Origin of the sequence: Halodesulfurarchaeum formicicum, from assembly GCF_001886955.1 — an archaeon.
Classification (GTDB): Archaea; Halobacteriota; Halobacteria; order Halobacteriales; family Halobacteriaceae; genus Halodesulfurarchaeum; species Halodesulfurarchaeum formicicum.
Genome location: NZ_CP016804.1, coordinates 40,844 through 56,254, shown reverse-complemented (window position 1 = coordinate 56,254; position 15,411 = coordinate 40,844). Strand labels below are relative to the sequence as shown.

Sequence of the window (15,411 nt, the reverse complement as noted above, 5' to 3'; positions counted from 1 at the left end):
ACCAAAACGATCGCTACCGGCCGGCTCTTACATGAAGTCCGCAATTCCTGACTGTTTGTTCTTGTCGTTCTCGAAAATCGACTCGATCGAGCGTTCGAGGATGTGCAGACGCTGTTTGGTGTACTCCCGCGAGCCGTACTCCTCGGCGACCTCGATGGCCGTATCGAGGTACTTGGTCACCGACCCCTCGTGAACGGTGAGGGTCACGTCGCCGCCACACTTCCGGCACTCGCCAGTCAGGGGCGCACGGCGGTACTTCGCGCCACAGGAGAGACACCGGACCTCCTGGCGGGTGAACGCCCGCAAGTTTCCGATCAGATCCGGCAGGAAGTGATACTCGATGACCCGCTCGGCGACGTCGGTCTCGTCGACGGCCCGAAGCTTCCGGGCGAGTTCGAGTTGGGCCTCCATCTTGTCCATCATCGACTCCAGGGTCTTGTACGCCGAGAGATCCGGCCCGAGCGCGATGTCAGAGGTGTCGTGGGTGAACCCGAAGTCCGAGTAGGCCCGGTCGGTCCCCAGGTGGGCCTCCGCGATCTCGATGTCGACCTCGCCGGGATCGGCCATCTCCCGGGTCGCCTCGTAGAACTCCCTTGGATACTGGTCCACCGTGTCGACGTTGTGGGCCTCGTCGTCGATCTCCGCCGGGTCGATCCGCGAGGACATCACGAGCGGGGCGTCCATCCGCCCGCCACGCTGGTCGGGAAGGTACTGCTTCGAGAAGTTGAGCAGGCCGTCCATCAGGAGCATCACACAATCTTCGTCACCGTCGCACTGGCCAACAAAATGACCATTCGCAAGTAGCGTGTGAGTGTTCTTTACCGTTAATGAGTACGTGTATTCAATATCGCTTTCAATGATGTTGATAGTTTCGACTTCGTCGAAGTCCACAGGCCCCATATCCCCATCAGTGGCAGTGGAAGCTGAAGCGGTGGCGTTCGGTTGGCTGTTTGCAAGCCACCGATCGAGCTGTGACCCGTCTGTGAGGTCAACGCTACTCGCCCCGAAATTCGGGCGTGGTATCACGTCACCCTCCTCGATCTGTGACGCAGCCAGTTCACAAACGCCGCCGTCCCATTTTCGCATCGAATGATCCGGAGTTACAGTAAGTGACCGGCCCGATTGAAGCTGGATTTCGAGGAGGTGATCGGTCGAGAGGTGTTTCGAGACGGCCGTGACCGGTTCCAGCGTCGGCGTTCCGTCTGCCTCGATCGAGGGAACTTGGATCTGGCCGTCGATTTCTTCGACTACCGTCCCGAAATCGTCCTCGCGTGGCTCTTTCAGCCGATCCTCGACTACTGATTCGATCGTCTCCAGTTCCCACGTCCCTTGCTCGTCCTCGAACCAGATCTTCGTCTCGGGGTGGAAGCAATTCCGGCGCTTTGAGGCGTGAAAGTACGGATGCGCGTAGCCAACCGCTGCCGAGGTGAACCCGGCGACCCGCCCCACGACCGCCGCGGAGGTATGTGGGGCCATCCCGAAGACGAGTTCGCCGATCAAATCCTCACGATCCTCGAGTTCGTAGAAGGGGTCCAACCCGTAATAGTCCGTGAGGAGTTCGTCGACGAAATCCGCGGTCTTGAGCATGTGCTCGGCGGCCCCATCCGAGAGGATCACGTCCTGAACCCGCAGTTCGACCAGTTGATCGGCGTGCTCCAGCGGGTCGCCGTTAATATCCGTCTCGTACCCCAACTCCCGGAAGTCCGCGACGGTCACGTCCAGTTCCGCGGGCCGAACCGCGGTCACCGGGAGGTCGGTCATGTCGTACCGGACCGTCCCGTCCTTGAACGCCGTCACGCCGTGTTTGGCCCGGAGAACGCCCTTCTCCATCGGTTCGGGGACCTTGGTCTTGGACATCAACCCCTTGACGCCCTTCACGATGTCGAGGGAGGTCTCACGCTCCTCGACGGCCGCCAGGGCATCGTTGAACTCCGCGCCCACGTCCACGGTCTGGATGTCGACGTTCGAGAGCGTGCGCTCACAGCGCGGGCACTCCACGCGACCGGCCTCGTCCGGTTCGACACGAATGGAACACTCGGGGCACTCGTAGTACGGCTTCGTCCGCTCGCCACACGCCGGACAGCGGGGTTTGTACGTGTGCTCGCCACAGGCAACACAGACCCGCTCGCCGAGTTCCACCTCGACGGTTCCCTGCGTACCGTCGATCGAATCCCCCGCAGCAGCCGCTTTGCCCACGTCCCGCTGGTTCCCTCCGGCCTCCCCGATCGGGAAAAGGGTGTGGACCGCGGGGCTCAGGTCGCGGGACTCGGATTTCTCCGGGCGGCCCATCCGGTTCCCGATCCGGGTCGGAGCGCGTTCACGGACCTCGAAGGGGGCGATCTCCTCGATTGCCCGCATCGCGTTCTCCCAGTCGAGCGCGGCCTCGGAAAGGTCGTCCAGGGTCCACTGTCGTTCGAGGTCGGTGCTGACCCCCACCGTCTCGGCGAGCGGGTGCCAGTCCTCGATCTGGAGCGTGTCCTCGTCCTGGTGATGCTCGATTAGCAGTACCTCCAGAATCTCCCGAACCGGCTCCGTACGGGGGACAGCGAGGGTTTCCCCCTCGATCGTCGCCTCGGACAGGGCCGCGGCGAGCGTGTCGAGGTCCTCGACGCTGATGTCGTGATAGAGGTACGTGTAGGCAGGATGGAGCGGTGCGTCGTGATCCCGGGCCCAGTTGAGCGCCTGGGCCGGCTCCGGATCGGCGAGATCGACGTAGGGAGAGTCCCGCAGCGCCTGCACGTCGGCCCCGGCTGCAGCCAGGTCCTGCACCCACCACTCGGTAGTGTAGGACGCGGGCGCGAGGGGTTTGTTGTTCTCGACGAACTCCCCGTAGTTCACCAGGTACTCGCCGACGTCGAGGATCGCCTCCACGCCGTTTCGCACTTCGAGGGCCTCCGCGGGGTCGTCGATCCGGCGGACGTCGCCGTTCGCGAGTTTGACCGTCGGTCCCTCGATGGAGTCGACCGGGATCACGCCGGCGGCCTTGCCCGGGCGCTCGGTCTTGATCTGGGTGCCCGTCGCGAGGAAGTCATCGACGAGGTGCATCGTCGCCGGGTGGACCCCGGCCGTGGCGAAGCCGTGATTGCGGGCTCGACCGTACCGGAGTCGGAATCCGCCAGGCTCACTCGGGTGTGAGAAGACCGGTCGGCCCGCGATGAGATCCCGGAGGTACTTCGTCTTGGGTGGGGCCCGCGGCGGGCCCGACTGCTCGGCCGCTTCCTCCTCGGTGGCCCCCGCAGAGTCGTCCTCGGCGTCGTCTTCGCCCACGTCCCCGTCGATCAACGCCTGCAGCCAGGGCCACTCGACGTCCTCGAGTTCGTCGGTGTACCGCTTGATCTTCGGGGCCTTGAGCGCGATCCCCTCCGCGAGGACCAGACACATCCCCCCACGGGGGCTGTTGGTGTCGACCCGTTCGAGGTCCCGGTAGCCCGAGACCTCCCCGTCGCCGGTTGCCTCCCCGTCGAGCATGATCGGCACGTTTCGGGCGATATGGGTAGCCTCCTCGTCGGAGGGCGTATACTGCAACCCGGTCTCCTGATCGTAGAGGGCGATCTCCTCGGCGTAGCGCTCGATCTCGTCCTCGCGGGGCTGGAACGCCTCGATGCCCAAAAGCGAGCGGGCGTAGTCCGCGACCAGCACCGACAGCGCCTGAGCCGTCCCGCCGGCCGAACGGATCGGGCCGGCGTAGGCAACCGAGACGAACTCGGTCCCGTCGTCGTTCGTCCGCAGTTCGACCCGGTCGATCCCCTCGATCGGCGCGGCGACGACCCCCTCGGTGAGCAGGGCGACAGCGGTGCGAACCGCGCCCTCGACTTTGCCCTGACGGGTCTCGTAGTCGCCAACCGTGCCCTCGACGAAGTCCTCGACGAGCATGAGCGCGGCCCGCTCCCGGGAGTAGTCGCCTTCGAGTTCGCGCACGCGCTCGGCGACCCCGTCGATGCCCAGAATGTTCTCCACGCGGTCGGCCATATCCGTGGCCACGGGGATCTCGACCTCGGGCGTGGGGTCCTCGCCACGCTCCCGGGCGGTCTCCGCGATGTCGATCGCCCGGTCCAGCCGGGTTTCCAGTTCCGCGAAGTACTGGGCGTCGACCTCGCGCATCTACAGATCGAGCCGGTCGAGCCCGGTGGCGTCGTCACGGTCCCTGTCGAGTGATTCCTCGAAGCCCCAAAGGAGGGCCTCACCGCCGTAGACAGTCGCCGATTCGATCCGGCCGGCGACGGCCTGGCCCGAGGGGCGCGAGAAGACCCCCTGGACGGCAATTTCAGGGCCAGTGGTCACCGTCCCGGTGAACACGGGCATTTCGAGCGGTTCGTCGAAGGCGACGGCGTCGGCGGCGAAGGCGTCCTGATCGTAGACGGTCAGTTCGAGTTCGCGGACGGCCCCGGAGCCGAGCATCCAGGCCGATTCCAGGTCGGCCTGGGTGACGGCAGCTTCGAGTTCCGCGAGCAGTGACTCGTCGTACGCAAGATCGACGAGCAGGGTCCGGTCAGGGGACACCTCCTGAAAGCGCATATCGACCGGGACGGGACCCGCGGGCAAAAAGCTGGCCTCTCCTGCGTTGACCCTCGGGTGTCAGCGCCACGCCTCGAGGTCGCGTGTCGCGTCCATCGACGCCGATACCCAGGCCCCGTCCTGGGAAATGTCGGCGATGACGAGCCGCGACTCGGAACCGGCCTCATCGACTGCAGCCATGACCTCTCCGGCAGTACCCGTGGCGGCCATGGACGTGGCATCGGACACCATGACGTTTGGTACAATGTCTCACCGATTATTTAAACACGTCGAATCGGGGAGACCTGCGGGTCACAAACCGGACAGCCCATTCAACTAGTCGGAATCCGGTCGTTCGGGAGGGCAACCGGGATTCAGAGAACGAAAAGCCCGACACCCGTCGCCCCGAGCATCATCCCAGCACCGAACGCGGCCACCCGCGCCATCGCTCGCCGCGAGCGGGTCTCCGTCCAGCCGGTTCCCAGGTCCATCCGCGCCTGGAGCCCCTCGATTGTCCGACCAAGCATGATCGAACTCGCCCAAGATAGGAGTCCGAACCCGAACCAGATCCCCCCGAACGCGAAGGTACTGTCGACCCAGATGGGGACCGACCGACCGACGAGACCGAGACTCGCCAGGAAGGCGACAGCGAGGATGACACCGAACAGGCCGGCTGGAGCCACGAGTCGAACCCGGTGCCGAATCGCCCGAAAAGCGGTTCGCACGGTCAGTCCACGGCCTCACGCATCCGTGGGTCGAGGGCGTCACGCATGCCGTCACCGAGCAGGTTGAACCCGAGGACGGTCAATGCGAGGAACAGTCCCGGGAAGAACGACCACCACCAGACCCCGGTCAGGAGGCCCAGGCTGACGCCGTTCGAGAGCATCAATCCCCAGGACGGCGTTCCCGCCGAGGCGCCGAAACCCAAAAACGAGAGCGCCGCGAGGTCGATGATCGCGAGCCCGAAGTTGAGGGTGCTCTGAACGGTAATGGGTGCGAGCGTGTTTGGCAAAATGTGTCGAACGAGGATTCGCGGATCGGTCGCCCCGAGGGCCTCGGTGGCGTCGATGTACTCGTCTTCGAGGACCGTGAGTGCAGCCCCCCGTACGACGCGGGCAAACCGTGGCGTGTAGACGAGGGTCAGTGCCATCACGGCCCGCCAGAGGCCCAACTCGTCGGGGAAGATCGAGACGAGAGCCAGGGCGAGGAGCAAGGAGGGGAACGCGAGCAGCACGTCCATCGACCGCATGATGACGTTGTCAGTCACGTCGCCGTAGTAGGCTGCAATGATGCCCATCCCCACACCGAGCACCGTCGACGCACCGACGGTTATCGACCCGTAGAGCATCGCGTACCAGGCCCCATAGGCCACCCGGGGCAGCAGATCTCGGGCCTGCCCGTCGGTTCCGAAGGGGTACTCCAGACTCGGGGCCGCCCGATTCGGGTTCGTGCCGAGCTGACTCTGTGAGATGACCTCGAGGTCCAGTGCGAACCGGGAGTAGATCGCGATGGCGAGCATCGCGAGGATGATCAGAATGCCGGCAAGCGCCAGCCGATTCGACAGGAGCTGGGAGAGGAACGGCGAGGCGCGAAGCCGCTCGAAGAGGCTCCGGGTCGAACTGCCGCCCTCCTGGACTGTTTGTGTACTCATTGGTTGATCCGTGGGTCAAGGTACGAGTAGGTGATGTCGACGCCGAGGTTCACGAGCGTGAAGAGGAACGCGAAGGTCAGCACCGTTCCCTGGACGATGGGGTAATCACCGACCTTGATCGCCTCGACGAGCAGGACGCCGATACCGCCGATCGCAAAGACCGTCTCGGTCAGGACCGCGCCACCGAGGAGGGTGCCAAACTGGATGCCGATGACCGTGATGACCGGGATGAGCGCGTTTCGGAAACCGTGTTTGAGGACCGTGATCTTGGCCCCCTGGCCCTTCGCCCGAGCCGTTCGGATGTAGTCCTGTCTGATAACCTCGAGCATCGAGGACCGCATCATCCGGGAGATCAGCGCCATCGAGTAGATTCCGATCGTGAGCGAGGGCAACAACATATGCCGAACCGCGGAGACGAACATATCCCACTCGCCAGCGATGAGCGTGTCCACGGTCACCAGGCCAGTAACCCGTATCGCCTGGAAGTTGTAAAGTGAGGAGATCCGGCCACTTGTCGGCAACACGCCGAAAAACTGGGCGAAGACGAAGATCAGGATCGGCCCACTCCAGAAGATCGGGATGCTGATGCCGGCCAGGGCCCCGACCCGGGAGAGGTGGTCGGTGATCGTGTCCTGCTTGATCGCGCTAACGAGCCCGAACGGAATGCCAAAGAGAATGCCGAAAAACTGGCCGTAGAGCGCCAGTTCGATGGTCACCGGGAGCTTCTCGATGAGGACCTCCCGGACCGGCGTATTCCGGTAGATGATGTAGGAGTCCCCGAAGTCGAGCTGGGCGGCATTCCAGAGGAAGTCCACGTACTGAACCCATATCGGATCGTTCAGGCCGAGGCCTTCTCGGATCTGTTCGACGAACTCCTCGCTCGCTCGTTGCCCGGCGATCGTCAGTGCCGGATCACCCGGAGACAGGTGCAAAATCGAGAAGACGACTGTCGCCACCCCGATCAGCACGGGGACGAGCAGCAGGAGGCGTTTGATGACGAAACGCTTCGGGAACATCGGCTCGTCGAAGCCTATTCGACGGAGACGTAATTAAGATACGGACCGCTGATGGTCGCGACGGTGTAGTTCTGCACCCGATTGGCGACACCGCGAAGCTCCTCGGCGTAGTCCAAGTAGACCCACGGCGCCTCGTCGTGAGCGATCTGCATCGCCTGGTTGTAGAGGTCCTCTCGCTCGGCCTCGTCGAGGGTTCGCTGACCCTGCTCGACCAGATCCATGTACTCACGGTTTGCCCATCCCGCGCGGTTGCTCGTGTTGAAGCCCTCGGTGTCGAAGCTGACCCAGTCCTGGCCTTCCGTGAGCTGGTCCGACTCGACCTGTGGGTGCAACAGCGCGTACGCGAAGTTGTCCGGGTCCGCGTTGTCGGTCATCCAGCCGAGGAAACACGCGTCGTGTCGACCTTCGGCAGTGTATTCGAGGAACGGCCCGAAGGACTGCTGGTTGATCTCCACGTCGATGCCGACCTCGCCGAGGTTCGAGGCGACGGTCTCGGCAGTTTGTAGCGGCGACGGGTTGTACGCCCGCGGGTTCTGGAAGGTGGCCAGTTCGAAGGAGAACCCATCGCCGTAGCCGGCCTCATCGAGGAGTTGCTGGGCCTCGTCGGGATCGTACGGGTAGGGATCGAGATCCTCGTTGTACCCCAGGAGGTTCGGTGGCAGCGGCTGGCTTGCCTGGACCGCCACACCGGCGTAGATCTCTTCGACGATGGACTCCGTGTCGATGGCGTAGCTGATTGCCTGCCGGACCCGGCGGTCCTGGAATTGCTCGATCGAGGAGAGGTTGAACGCCATGTAGCCGATGTTGATCCCCTCCTTGCGCTCGAGTGACGCGTTGTCGAAGCCTTCGACCTGCTGGGCGGACTGGGCACCGAGGCCGTCGATGATGTCCAGTTCGCCGGAGCCAAGAGACTGGGCTCGCGTCGAGTTCTCACCGACGGTGACGAAGACGAGTTCGTCGACGTGGGGGCCTTCACCCCAGTAGTCCTCGTTGGCCGACAGCCGGATCTGCTCGTTGCCGTCGTCGAGGGTCTCAAGCTCGAAGGGACCAGTTCCGTTCGCATTTGACTGCAGGTCCGTGCCGTACTCTTCGATGGACGCCTCCGAGTGGACCGCAGAGGGGAACATGGCCAGATTCCGGAAGAACGGGGCGTATTGCTGGGACAACTCGATCGTCATCTCGTAATCCCCGTCCACCTGGATGTCTTCGATCCAGTTCCCGAGCGTAAAGCCGCCGTACGCGGACACGTAATCGTCGCCGGCGTAGTACTCGTAGTCAGGATCGGTGAAGCGGCGATAGGTCGCCACGAAGTCCTGGGCGGTGAACTCCTCGCCGTCGTGGAAGGTCACACCCTCTCGGAGCGTCAGCGAGACGGTCTGGCCGTCCATCGAGTAGTCCGTCGCCAACCCCTCGCGCAGCGTCGCCTCACCCGGGACGAAGTCGATCAGCTTGTCATAGAGGTTCTCGGTGACCTTCGCGACCTCGCCACTGGTACTGTTCTGGAAGTCAAGCGTCGTCGAGTGACTGCCACGGCCGTATCGCAACAGCGTGGAATCCTCGGAATCCCCGTTGTCTTGGTCGTCAGTCCCATTACCACTACATCCCGCGAGTGCAGCAGTAACGGCAGCACCGCCGGCTGCGGTGAGAAATCCACGACGCGAAACCGTGCTGTCACTGGATGACATGAATACTTCTCAGATGTGTAACTATCATAAATGTTTGCATCAATTCAGATCTCGTCAATCCAGCAGATGACACGCCGCGGGATGGTCCCCATCCGACAAGACCGGGTCCGCAACCTCACAGACACTTTCGAAGGTTTCGTCGAGGAGCGATTCCGCCCCCTCCCAGTCGCCCGACGCGACCTGTTCGACTGCCGACTCGAGAACCGTCCCGGCCTCACCGGTTGGAAGCGTGTCGAAGTGATCCTCGCGCAACTGCTCGGCGATCGCGCGCGGCGTCTCGGAGTCGGCCTCGTTGGTCGCCGTCTCCAGGTCGATTGCCCGGTCCTCAACGCGCTGTTTGAAGAACATGATCTCTCGATACACCTCCTGATCCACGTCGAGGTCCGCGGGCGGAATGATCTGCGGACACCGTGTGCGGAAGTGACAGCCCGACGGCGGGTCGATGGGGGATGGAACGTCACCCCGCAGGATGTCGCGGTCTTCGGTTCCCACCGTCGGATCCGGGACCGGAATCGCCGAGAGCAGGGCCTGTGTGTACGGGTGTCGGGGATCTTCGAATAGCGCTTCGGTGTCCGCGAGTTCGACGATCTCGCCGAGATACATCACCGCGACGCGGTCGGAGATATGTCTCACAACCGAGAGGTCGTGGGCGATGAACAGGTACGTGAGATCGAAGCGATTTTGCAGGTCCTCGAGCAGATTGAGGATCTGGGCCTGAACCGAAACGTCCAGCGCCGAGACCGGTTCGTCGGCGACGATGAAGTCCGGATCCACCGCCAGCGCACGGGCGATCCCGACCCGTTGACGCTGGCCACCCGACATTTCGTGAGGATACCGGTTGTACTGACCAGTTTCGAGCCCGACGGCTTCGATAAGCTGGTTGACCCGACGGCGGCGTCGGAGCCGGTCGCTGTCGCCAGCGGAGACGACAACCGAGACCAGTTCGATCCGGCCCGATTCCGAGCGTGAAACCGTGGTTTCGACGCCAACGTGTTCGTCCACCTCGACGGTGACGTCGTCGTCCGCGACCGCCACGGAGACGTGTACCGTCGAGACATCCTCAGCCGCCCCGACCACGGCATCGACCTCGTCGCCAACCTCGACTTCCACACGGTCCCGTTCGATTCCCGAAACCGTGAGGTCGGCCGTCGTGCTGACGGACGGATCGCTCTCCGGGAGGTCGTGGATCTTGAGCGGTTCCATGATCGTCTGCCCGACTGTCAGTCGGGGGTCGAGCGAGGAGAGCGGGTCCTGGAAGATCATCTGCATGTCCTTCCTGGCCTCCCGCAACCCGGACCGATCCAGGTCGGTGAGGTCAGTGCCGGCAAAGAGGACCCGCCCGTCGGTCGGCTCGACGAGATGGAGGAGGGCCCGGCCAGCCGTCGATTTCCCACAGCCGGACTCCCCGACGAGGCCGAGTGTCTCACCCGGGTAGATCGAGAAGTCGACCCCGTCGACGGCCTTGACACTCTTTCCGGTGCCACCGAGGAAGCGATCGAGAACGCCGTCCTCTTCCTCGTAGTACTTCTTGAGATTGGAGACCTCGAGCAACGGCTCCGCCCCGCGCTCACCGGTGTCCTGTGGGAGGACGCTGTCCGTCCCGTATTTCGCCTTGTCGAAATCCTCGAGGAGACACTTGGACCGGTGGTCCACCGCGGTCCCACCGTGTTGCCGGAATTCGATCTCGCCGTCCGTACAGCCATCGGTCACCCAGGGACAGCGCGGGGCGAAGTGACACCCCTCGGGCATGTCGATGAGATCGGGAACGTTGCCGGCGATGGGCGTGAGACGCTCCTTGTCCTCGGTCGGGATGGATTCGAGCAGCGTGTAGGTGTAGGGATGGGACGGGTTCGCAAAGACCTCCTCGGCCGGACCTTCCTCGACGATCTCGCCGGCGTACATCACGGCGACCCGATCACAGGTCTCGGCCACCACGCCCAGGTCGTGAGTGATCATGAGCACGGACATCCCCAGTTCGGCCTGTAACTCGTCGATGAGGTCCAGAATCTGAGCCTGAATCGTCACGTCAAGGGCCGTGGTCGGCTCGTCGGCGATGAGCAGGTCCGGCTGGCTCGCCAGCGCGATCGCGATGAGAACCCGCTGACGCATGCCACCGGAGAACTCGTGGGGGTACTCCTCGAAGCGGGCCCCTGGCTCCGGAATGCCGACCTCCTCGAGGATCTCGATCGTGCGTTCGCGGATCTCCGGGTCGATATCCCGACTGATTCGGGGCAGGATCTCGCGGATGGCGTTCAGCCACGTGTCCTTTCGCCGGCCGCCGAACTGGTGGAGAGACAGGCTCTCCGCGACCTGCTCGCCGACCGTATGGGCCGGGTTGAGGGACGTCATCGGGTCCTGGAAGATCATACTGATCGCCTGCCCCCGCACGAGACGAAGCGCCGCCTCCGGGGCAGCGGTCAAGTCGACGGTGTTGCCGTCGACGAAAGTTGGGTTAGAAAACGTCTCACGGAGTTCAGCAGCAATCTCGGCATCCGTGAATTCGATGGTTCCCCCGGCAATCTCACCGGGATCGTCGACGAGACCCATCGTCGACAGCGCCGTGACACTCTTGCCAGAGCCGGACTCCCCGACCAGGCCGACAGTCTCCCCGGGCTCGATCTCGAGATCGATCCCGTCGACTGCCTTGACCCGACCGCGGTCAGTAGCGAATTGGGTGCGGAGATCCTCCATAGAGAGCAGCGGCGGCATACCCACCGTTTGTCCCCGCGTCGGCGATATATCTTTTCACTACCGAAGGTTCACCAGGAGACAATGTTTACCCGTCAGGGACCACCCAATGCGGGTATGGATGACGTGAGTCACCCGTTGGACGGCGACCAGAGTCGGTGGCAGGAAGTCGTCGAGGAGAGCCAATCGCTGGCCGCGGACTACGAAACACAGGGGTGGGACGTCTTCGCCCCCGTCCCAGGAGATGTCGTTCCGGTACCGGCACCGGGTGGCTCGGAGACGACAAAGGTGGGCCTTGACGTGCTCGTCTCCGGTGACGAGTTCGAGAAACTAGAATCGATGGTCGAGACCGGGACCTTCGACGAGTTCGAGGCGTTCAACGCGCAGGACGGGGGGCTGGTCTACGCCACGGTCGTCTTTCGGTCCTCGGCCGAGGAGACCGCTGTCTGCCTCCCGCTTTACTATCGCACCGCCGAGGCCGACCGGATGCTCGAACGGGTGCGGGGGGGCGAGCAACTCCACGTCTACCTCCACCCGCTTTCCGGCGAGCAACACGTCCAGTTCGGCGTCGAGGACCCTCGGCCGCTGTTCCCCCCGGAGGACCTCGATTGACATCCTCCCCGGGCTGAAGCGCGATAAAACCGAGAACTCGACACGTAGTGTCGTAGCCTACATATGCGAGGATGCTGTAAACCGCTCACATGAAAGTCGCCGACGCGATGACACCCCGGGAGGACGTGGTCACTGTCTCGCTTCCCGGAACCAGGGACGACGTCCTGGAGTACCTCCAGGAGCGGGCCTTCTCCTCGGTCCCGGTAGTCAAAGAAACGGACGACGGCGAACAGTACCGCGGGCTCGTCTCCCGCGAGGCCCTGATCGCCAGACCGGACGAGGACCAGCTCGCCATCCTGATGGAGGACGTCCCGACGACCGAGAGCGAAGCGGACATCCACGACGTGGCGCAGGTCATGGCCGAAACTGGCGAGCGGCGCATCCCCGTCGTCAACGGGGGCTCGTTGACCGGGATGATCACCGTCACGGACATCATCCGGGCCATCGCTGACGGCGACGTCGACGGCGACCTCGAAGTCGGCGACCTCGCGAGTTACGACGTGAACACGGTCTTCGTGGGCACGCCGCTGGTCGTCGCCGAGCGGGAGATCGCCTTTGCCAACGTGCCGTATGCCATCGCGCTCGACGAGACGGGCGAGATGGCGGGTATCATCACCGAGGTCGACCTCATCGATGTCGCCGAGGTCGTCGAGGGCGAGGACGCCACCGGCGATTCGATCGCCAACCAGGACGACGACTGGATGTGGGAGGGGATCAAGGCCGTCGGCAACCGCTACCTGCCGACCCGCGACGTCGAACTCCCGGACGCGCCGGTCAGCGAGTACATGAGCGATCAGCTGGTGAGCGTGACCGGGACCCGCAGCGCGCGGGAGGTGGCCGGCCTGCTGCTCGACAACGACATCGAGCAGGTCCCGCTGAAGCGGGGTGACGAACTCGTCGGGGTCGTTCGCGACGTGGATCTCATCGCCGGACTATGAAGGCCCTGACCGAACTCGCGAAGCGCCGGGGGTTTTTCTTCCAGACCGGGAAAGCCTACGGCGGCGTCGGCGGGTTCTACACGTACGGCCCGGAGGGAGCGACGCTCAAGTCGACCGTCGAATCGACCTGGCGTGACCGCTGGGTGACACGGGAGGGCCACGACGAGATCGACGCCCCGACGATCCTGCCCGAGGCGGTCTTCGAGGCCTCGGGGCATCTCGATGGCTTCGATGATCTGCTGGTGGAGTGTCCGGAGTGCCAGAGCAGCCACCGGGCCGATCACCTGATCGAGGACCAGACCGACATCGCCGAGGCCGAGAGTTTCACGCCCAGGGAGATCGAGTCGCTGCTCGCCGAACACGAGATCGAGTGCCCGAGCTGTGGGACCCCGCTCGCCGGCGAACCGGTCGAGGAGTTCAACCTCATGTTCGAGACCGCGATCGGCCCCGGCTCGACGAACAAGGGCTATCTCCGCCCGGAAACCGCCCAGGGAATCTTCGTCGACTTCCCGCGGCTCCGCGAGTACGCCCGCGGGGAGTTGCCCTTCGGCGTGGCACAGATCGGTCGGGCCTACCGCAACGAGATCAGCCCGCGAAACGCCATCGTGCGCACGAGAGAGTTCACTCAGGCCGAACTCGAACTGTTCTTCGATCCCGAGAGCGACGACCCGCCGCTCTCCCGGGTCGCGAACGTCGAGGCCCCACTGTACAGCGCCGCGGACCAGGACGGCGACGGCGAGGTGCACTTCGAAGCGATCGGCGAGGCCGTCGAATCCGGCCCGATCGCCGACGACTGGGTCGGCTACTACGTGGGCGTGGCGACCGAGTGGTACGAGCGGATCGGGATCGACCTGGATCGGCTCCGGTTCAGACAGCACCAGCCCGAGGAGCGGGCCCACTACGCCACGGACTGCTGGGACGCCGAGGCCGACGTGAGCGGGCCCGACGAGGAACCGAACTGGATCGAACTGGCGGGTATCGCCAACCGGGGGACCTACGACCTCTCCCATCACGCGGCCCACACCGACGAGCGGTTCAGCGTCTTCCAGGAGTACGACGAACCACGGACGGTCGAGCGGGCCACGGTCGACCCCGACATGGCCGCCCTGGGACCGGAGTACGGCTCCCAGGCCGCCGATATTGCCGCCGCGCTCGAGGAACTGGCCGAGACCGATCGGTCGGCCTTCGAGGGCGACAGCGTCACCGTCGAACTCGACGGGGAGACCGTCGACGTGCCCATCGAGCAGACCGGCTTCCAGGTCGCGGAAGTCACCGAGCGGGGCCAGCACGAAACCCCGACCGTGATCGAGCCCTCGATGGGGATCGACCGGACCGTCTATGCCATCCTGGTCCACGCCTACGACGAGGACGAGATCGATGGCGAGCACCGGACCGTCCTCCGCCTCCCGGCCGAGATGGCTCCCACCCTGGTCGGGGTCTTCCCGCTGATGGACAAGGACGGCCTCGGCGAGCGGGCCCGCGAACTGGAGCGGGAGTTGCGTGCGGCCGGACTCGCCACGACCTACGACGACTCGGGGGCGATCGGTCGTCGCTACCGCCGTCAGGACGAGGTGGGCACGCCGTACACGGTGACCGTCGACTACGAGAGTTTAGAGACCGACACCGTCACGATCCGGGACCGGGACACCACCGAGCAGGTCCGGGTCCCGATGGCCGAACTGCCCGAGACCCTCGCCGCGCTCCGTGACGGCGAGCGCACCTTCGAACAGCTGTGAGCGAACCCGGCCGGCGGCTGGTGCACGCGAGTGGGAGTCTGGTCCCGATCGCCTACGTCTTCGAGTTGCTCACCTGGCGACAGGTCCAGGGACTGCTCGTCCTCGCGCTGGCCGCCGTCACGATTCTGGAGGGATTGCGGCTCTCCGGCCGACTCGACTGGTGGGTCTACGAGCGGTTCACCCGCGACTACGAGGAACACTGGCCGGCCGGCTACGCGCTGGCACTCCTCGGTGCGACCACGACCGTCCTGGTCTTTCGGCCCACGGTGGCGGTGCCGGCACTGCTCATGCTGACCATCGCCGACCCGATCAGCGGCGTGCTCTCCAGTGACGAACTCGCGGTGAAGCAGGGCTACGTGTTGCTGGTGACCTTCGGGGTTAGTCTCGGCATTGCCGGCCTGCTTCGGGTCCCCCTGCTCGCAGCAGTGCTGGGGGCGGGCGCGGCCACCGTCGCCGACGGCGTCAAGCCCACCATCGCGGGCTATGTCATCGACGACAACCTCACCATCCCCGTCGCCGCCGCGGCCGCGATGGAACTCGGCCTGTTCTTCTGAGACACACGAACCCTTAACCGCTCGAACGCACAATCCA

The 15,411-nt window shown here is 64.5% G+C and carries 12 protein-coding genes; 4 read left to right on the top strand and 8 right to left on the bottom strand.

Annotated features, from left to right (window positions below; all coding sequences use genetic code 11):
- Positions 1 to 27 precede the first annotated feature (27 nt).
- The 8 genes from HSR6_RS00250 to HSR6_RS00220 form a co-directional block, all read right to left on the bottom strand.
- Positions 28 to 4,101, bottom strand: coding sequence for a DNA-directed DNA polymerase II large subunit (locus HSR6_RS00250; RefSeq protein WP_071932484.1), 4,074 nt, complete (start codon positions 4,099 to 4,101; stop codon positions 28 to 30).
- On the bottom strand, positions 4,102 to 4,515 hold the full coding sequence (locus HSR6_RS00245) for a PPC domain-containing DNA-binding protein (protein WP_071932483.1): 414 nt from the start codon (positions 4,513 to 4,515) through the stop codon (positions 4,102 to 4,104).
- A gap of 60 nt (positions 4,516 to 4,575) precedes the next feature.
- Positions 4,576 to 4,746: a DUF7556 family protein gene (locus HSR6_RS11045; RefSeq protein WP_449271674.1), complete on the bottom strand. Its 171-nt coding sequence runs from the start codon at positions 4,744 to 4,746 to the stop codon at positions 4,576 to 4,578.
- Positions 4,747 to 4,868: 122 nt separating this feature from the next.
- A complete protein-coding gene (locus HSR6_RS00240) occupies positions 4,869 to 5,219 on the bottom strand; it encodes a DUF7268 family protein (RefSeq protein ID WP_449271673.1) in 351 nt (116 codons plus the stop codon).
- A 2-nt stretch (positions 5,220 to 5,221) separates the two neighbouring features.
- Positions 5,222 to 6,145: an ABC transporter permease gene (locus tag HSR6_RS00235; RefSeq protein WP_070364044.1), complete on the bottom strand. Its 924-nt coding sequence runs from the start codon at positions 6,143 to 6,145 to the stop codon at positions 5,222 to 5,224.
- Positions 6,142 to 7,161 (bottom strand): ABC transporter permease, encoded by a 1,020-nt coding sequence (locus HSR6_RS00230; RefSeq protein ID WP_071932482.1) that lies wholly within the window; start codon positions 7,159 to 7,161, stop codon positions 6,142 to 6,144. Before HSR6_RS00230 ends, HSR6_RS00235 begins: the two co-directional genes overlap by 4 nt.
- Before the next feature lie 14 nt (positions 7,162 to 7,175).
- A complete protein-coding gene (locus HSR6_RS00225; protein WP_071932481.1) occupies positions 7,176 to 8,846 on the bottom strand; it encodes an ABC transporter substrate-binding protein in 1,671 nt (556 codons plus the stop codon).
- 54 nt (positions 8,847 to 8,900) lie between these two features.
- Entirely contained in the window at positions 8,901 to 11,555 is a 2,655-nt protein-coding gene (locus HSR6_RS00220) for an ABC transporter ATP-binding protein (RefSeq protein ID WP_071932480.1), read from the bottom strand.
- A gap of 96 nt (positions 11,556 to 11,651) precedes the next feature.
- Here HSR6_RS00220 and HSR6_RS00215 point away from each other — a divergent pair, with 96 nt between their 5' ends.
- The 4 genes from HSR6_RS00215 (at position 11,652) to HSR6_RS00200 (ending at position 15,374) form a co-directional block, all read left to right on the top strand.
- Positions 11,652 to 12,146: a DUF7529 family protein gene (locus HSR6_RS00215; RefSeq protein WP_071932479.1), complete on the top strand. Its 495-nt coding sequence runs from the start codon at positions 11,652 to 11,654 to the stop codon at positions 12,144 to 12,146.
- An 89-nt stretch (positions 12,147 to 12,235) separates the two neighbouring features.
- Positions 12,236 to 13,084, top strand: a complete 849-nt coding sequence (locus HSR6_RS00210) for a CBS domain-containing protein (RefSeq protein ID WP_071932478.1) — start codon at positions 12,236 to 12,238, stop codon at positions 13,082 to 13,084.
- A complete protein-coding gene (gene glyS / locus HSR6_RS00205; protein WP_071932477.1) occupies positions 13,081 to 14,820 on the top strand; it encodes a glycine--tRNA ligase in 1,740 nt (579 codons plus the stop codon). The genes HSR6_RS00210 and glyS overlap by 4 nt, the downstream gene beginning before the upstream one ends.
- On the top strand, positions 14,817 to 15,374 hold the full coding sequence (locus HSR6_RS00200; RefSeq protein WP_071932476.1) for a dolichol kinase: 558 nt from the start codon (positions 14,817 to 14,819) through the stop codon (positions 15,372 to 15,374). The genes glyS and HSR6_RS00200 overlap by 4 nt, the downstream gene beginning before the upstream one ends.
- Positions 15,375 to 15,411 lie beyond the last annotated feature (37 nt).

Bases quoted from the DNA above. Each gene is read 5' to 3' on its own strand.
- glyS (WP_071932477.1), top strand. From the start codon at position 13,081: ATGAAGGCCCTGACCGAACTCGCGAAGCGCCGGGGGTTTTTCTTCCAG.
- HSR6_RS00220 (WP_071932480.1), bottom strand. From the start codon at position 11,555: ATGCCGCCGCTGCTCTCTATGGAGGATCTCCGCACCCAATTCGCTACT.
- HSR6_RS00225 (WP_071932481.1), bottom strand. From the start codon at position 8,846: ATGTCATCCAGTGACAGCACGGTTTCGCGTCGTGGATTTCTCACCGCA.
- HSR6_RS00250 (WP_071932484.1), bottom strand. From the start codon at position 4,101: ATGCGCGAGGTCGACGCCCAGTACTTCGCGGAACTGGAAACCCGGCTG.
- HSR6_RS00245 (WP_071932483.1), bottom strand. From the start codon at position 4,515: ATGCGCTTTCAGGAGGTGTCCCCTGACCGGACCCTGCTCGTCGATCTT.
- HSR6_RS00235 (WP_070364044.1), bottom strand. From the start codon at position 6,145: ATGAGTACACAAACAGTCCAGGAGGGCGGCAGTTCGACCCGGAGCCTC.
- HSR6_RS00230 (WP_071932482.1), bottom strand. From the start codon at position 7,161: ATGTTCCCGAAGCGTTTCGTCATCAAACGCCTCCTGCTGCTCGTCCCC.
- HSR6_RS00215 (WP_071932479.1), top strand. From the start codon at position 11,652: ATGGATGACGTGAGTCACCCGTTGGACGGCGACCAGAGTCGGTGGCAG.
- HSR6_RS11045 (WP_449271674.1), bottom strand. From the start codon at position 4,746: ATGGTGTCCGATGCCACGTCCATGGCCGCCACGGGTACTGCCGGAGAG.
- HSR6_RS00210 (WP_071932478.1), top strand. From the start codon at position 12,236: ATGAAAGTCGCCGACGCGATGACACCCCGGGAGGACGTGGTCACTGTC.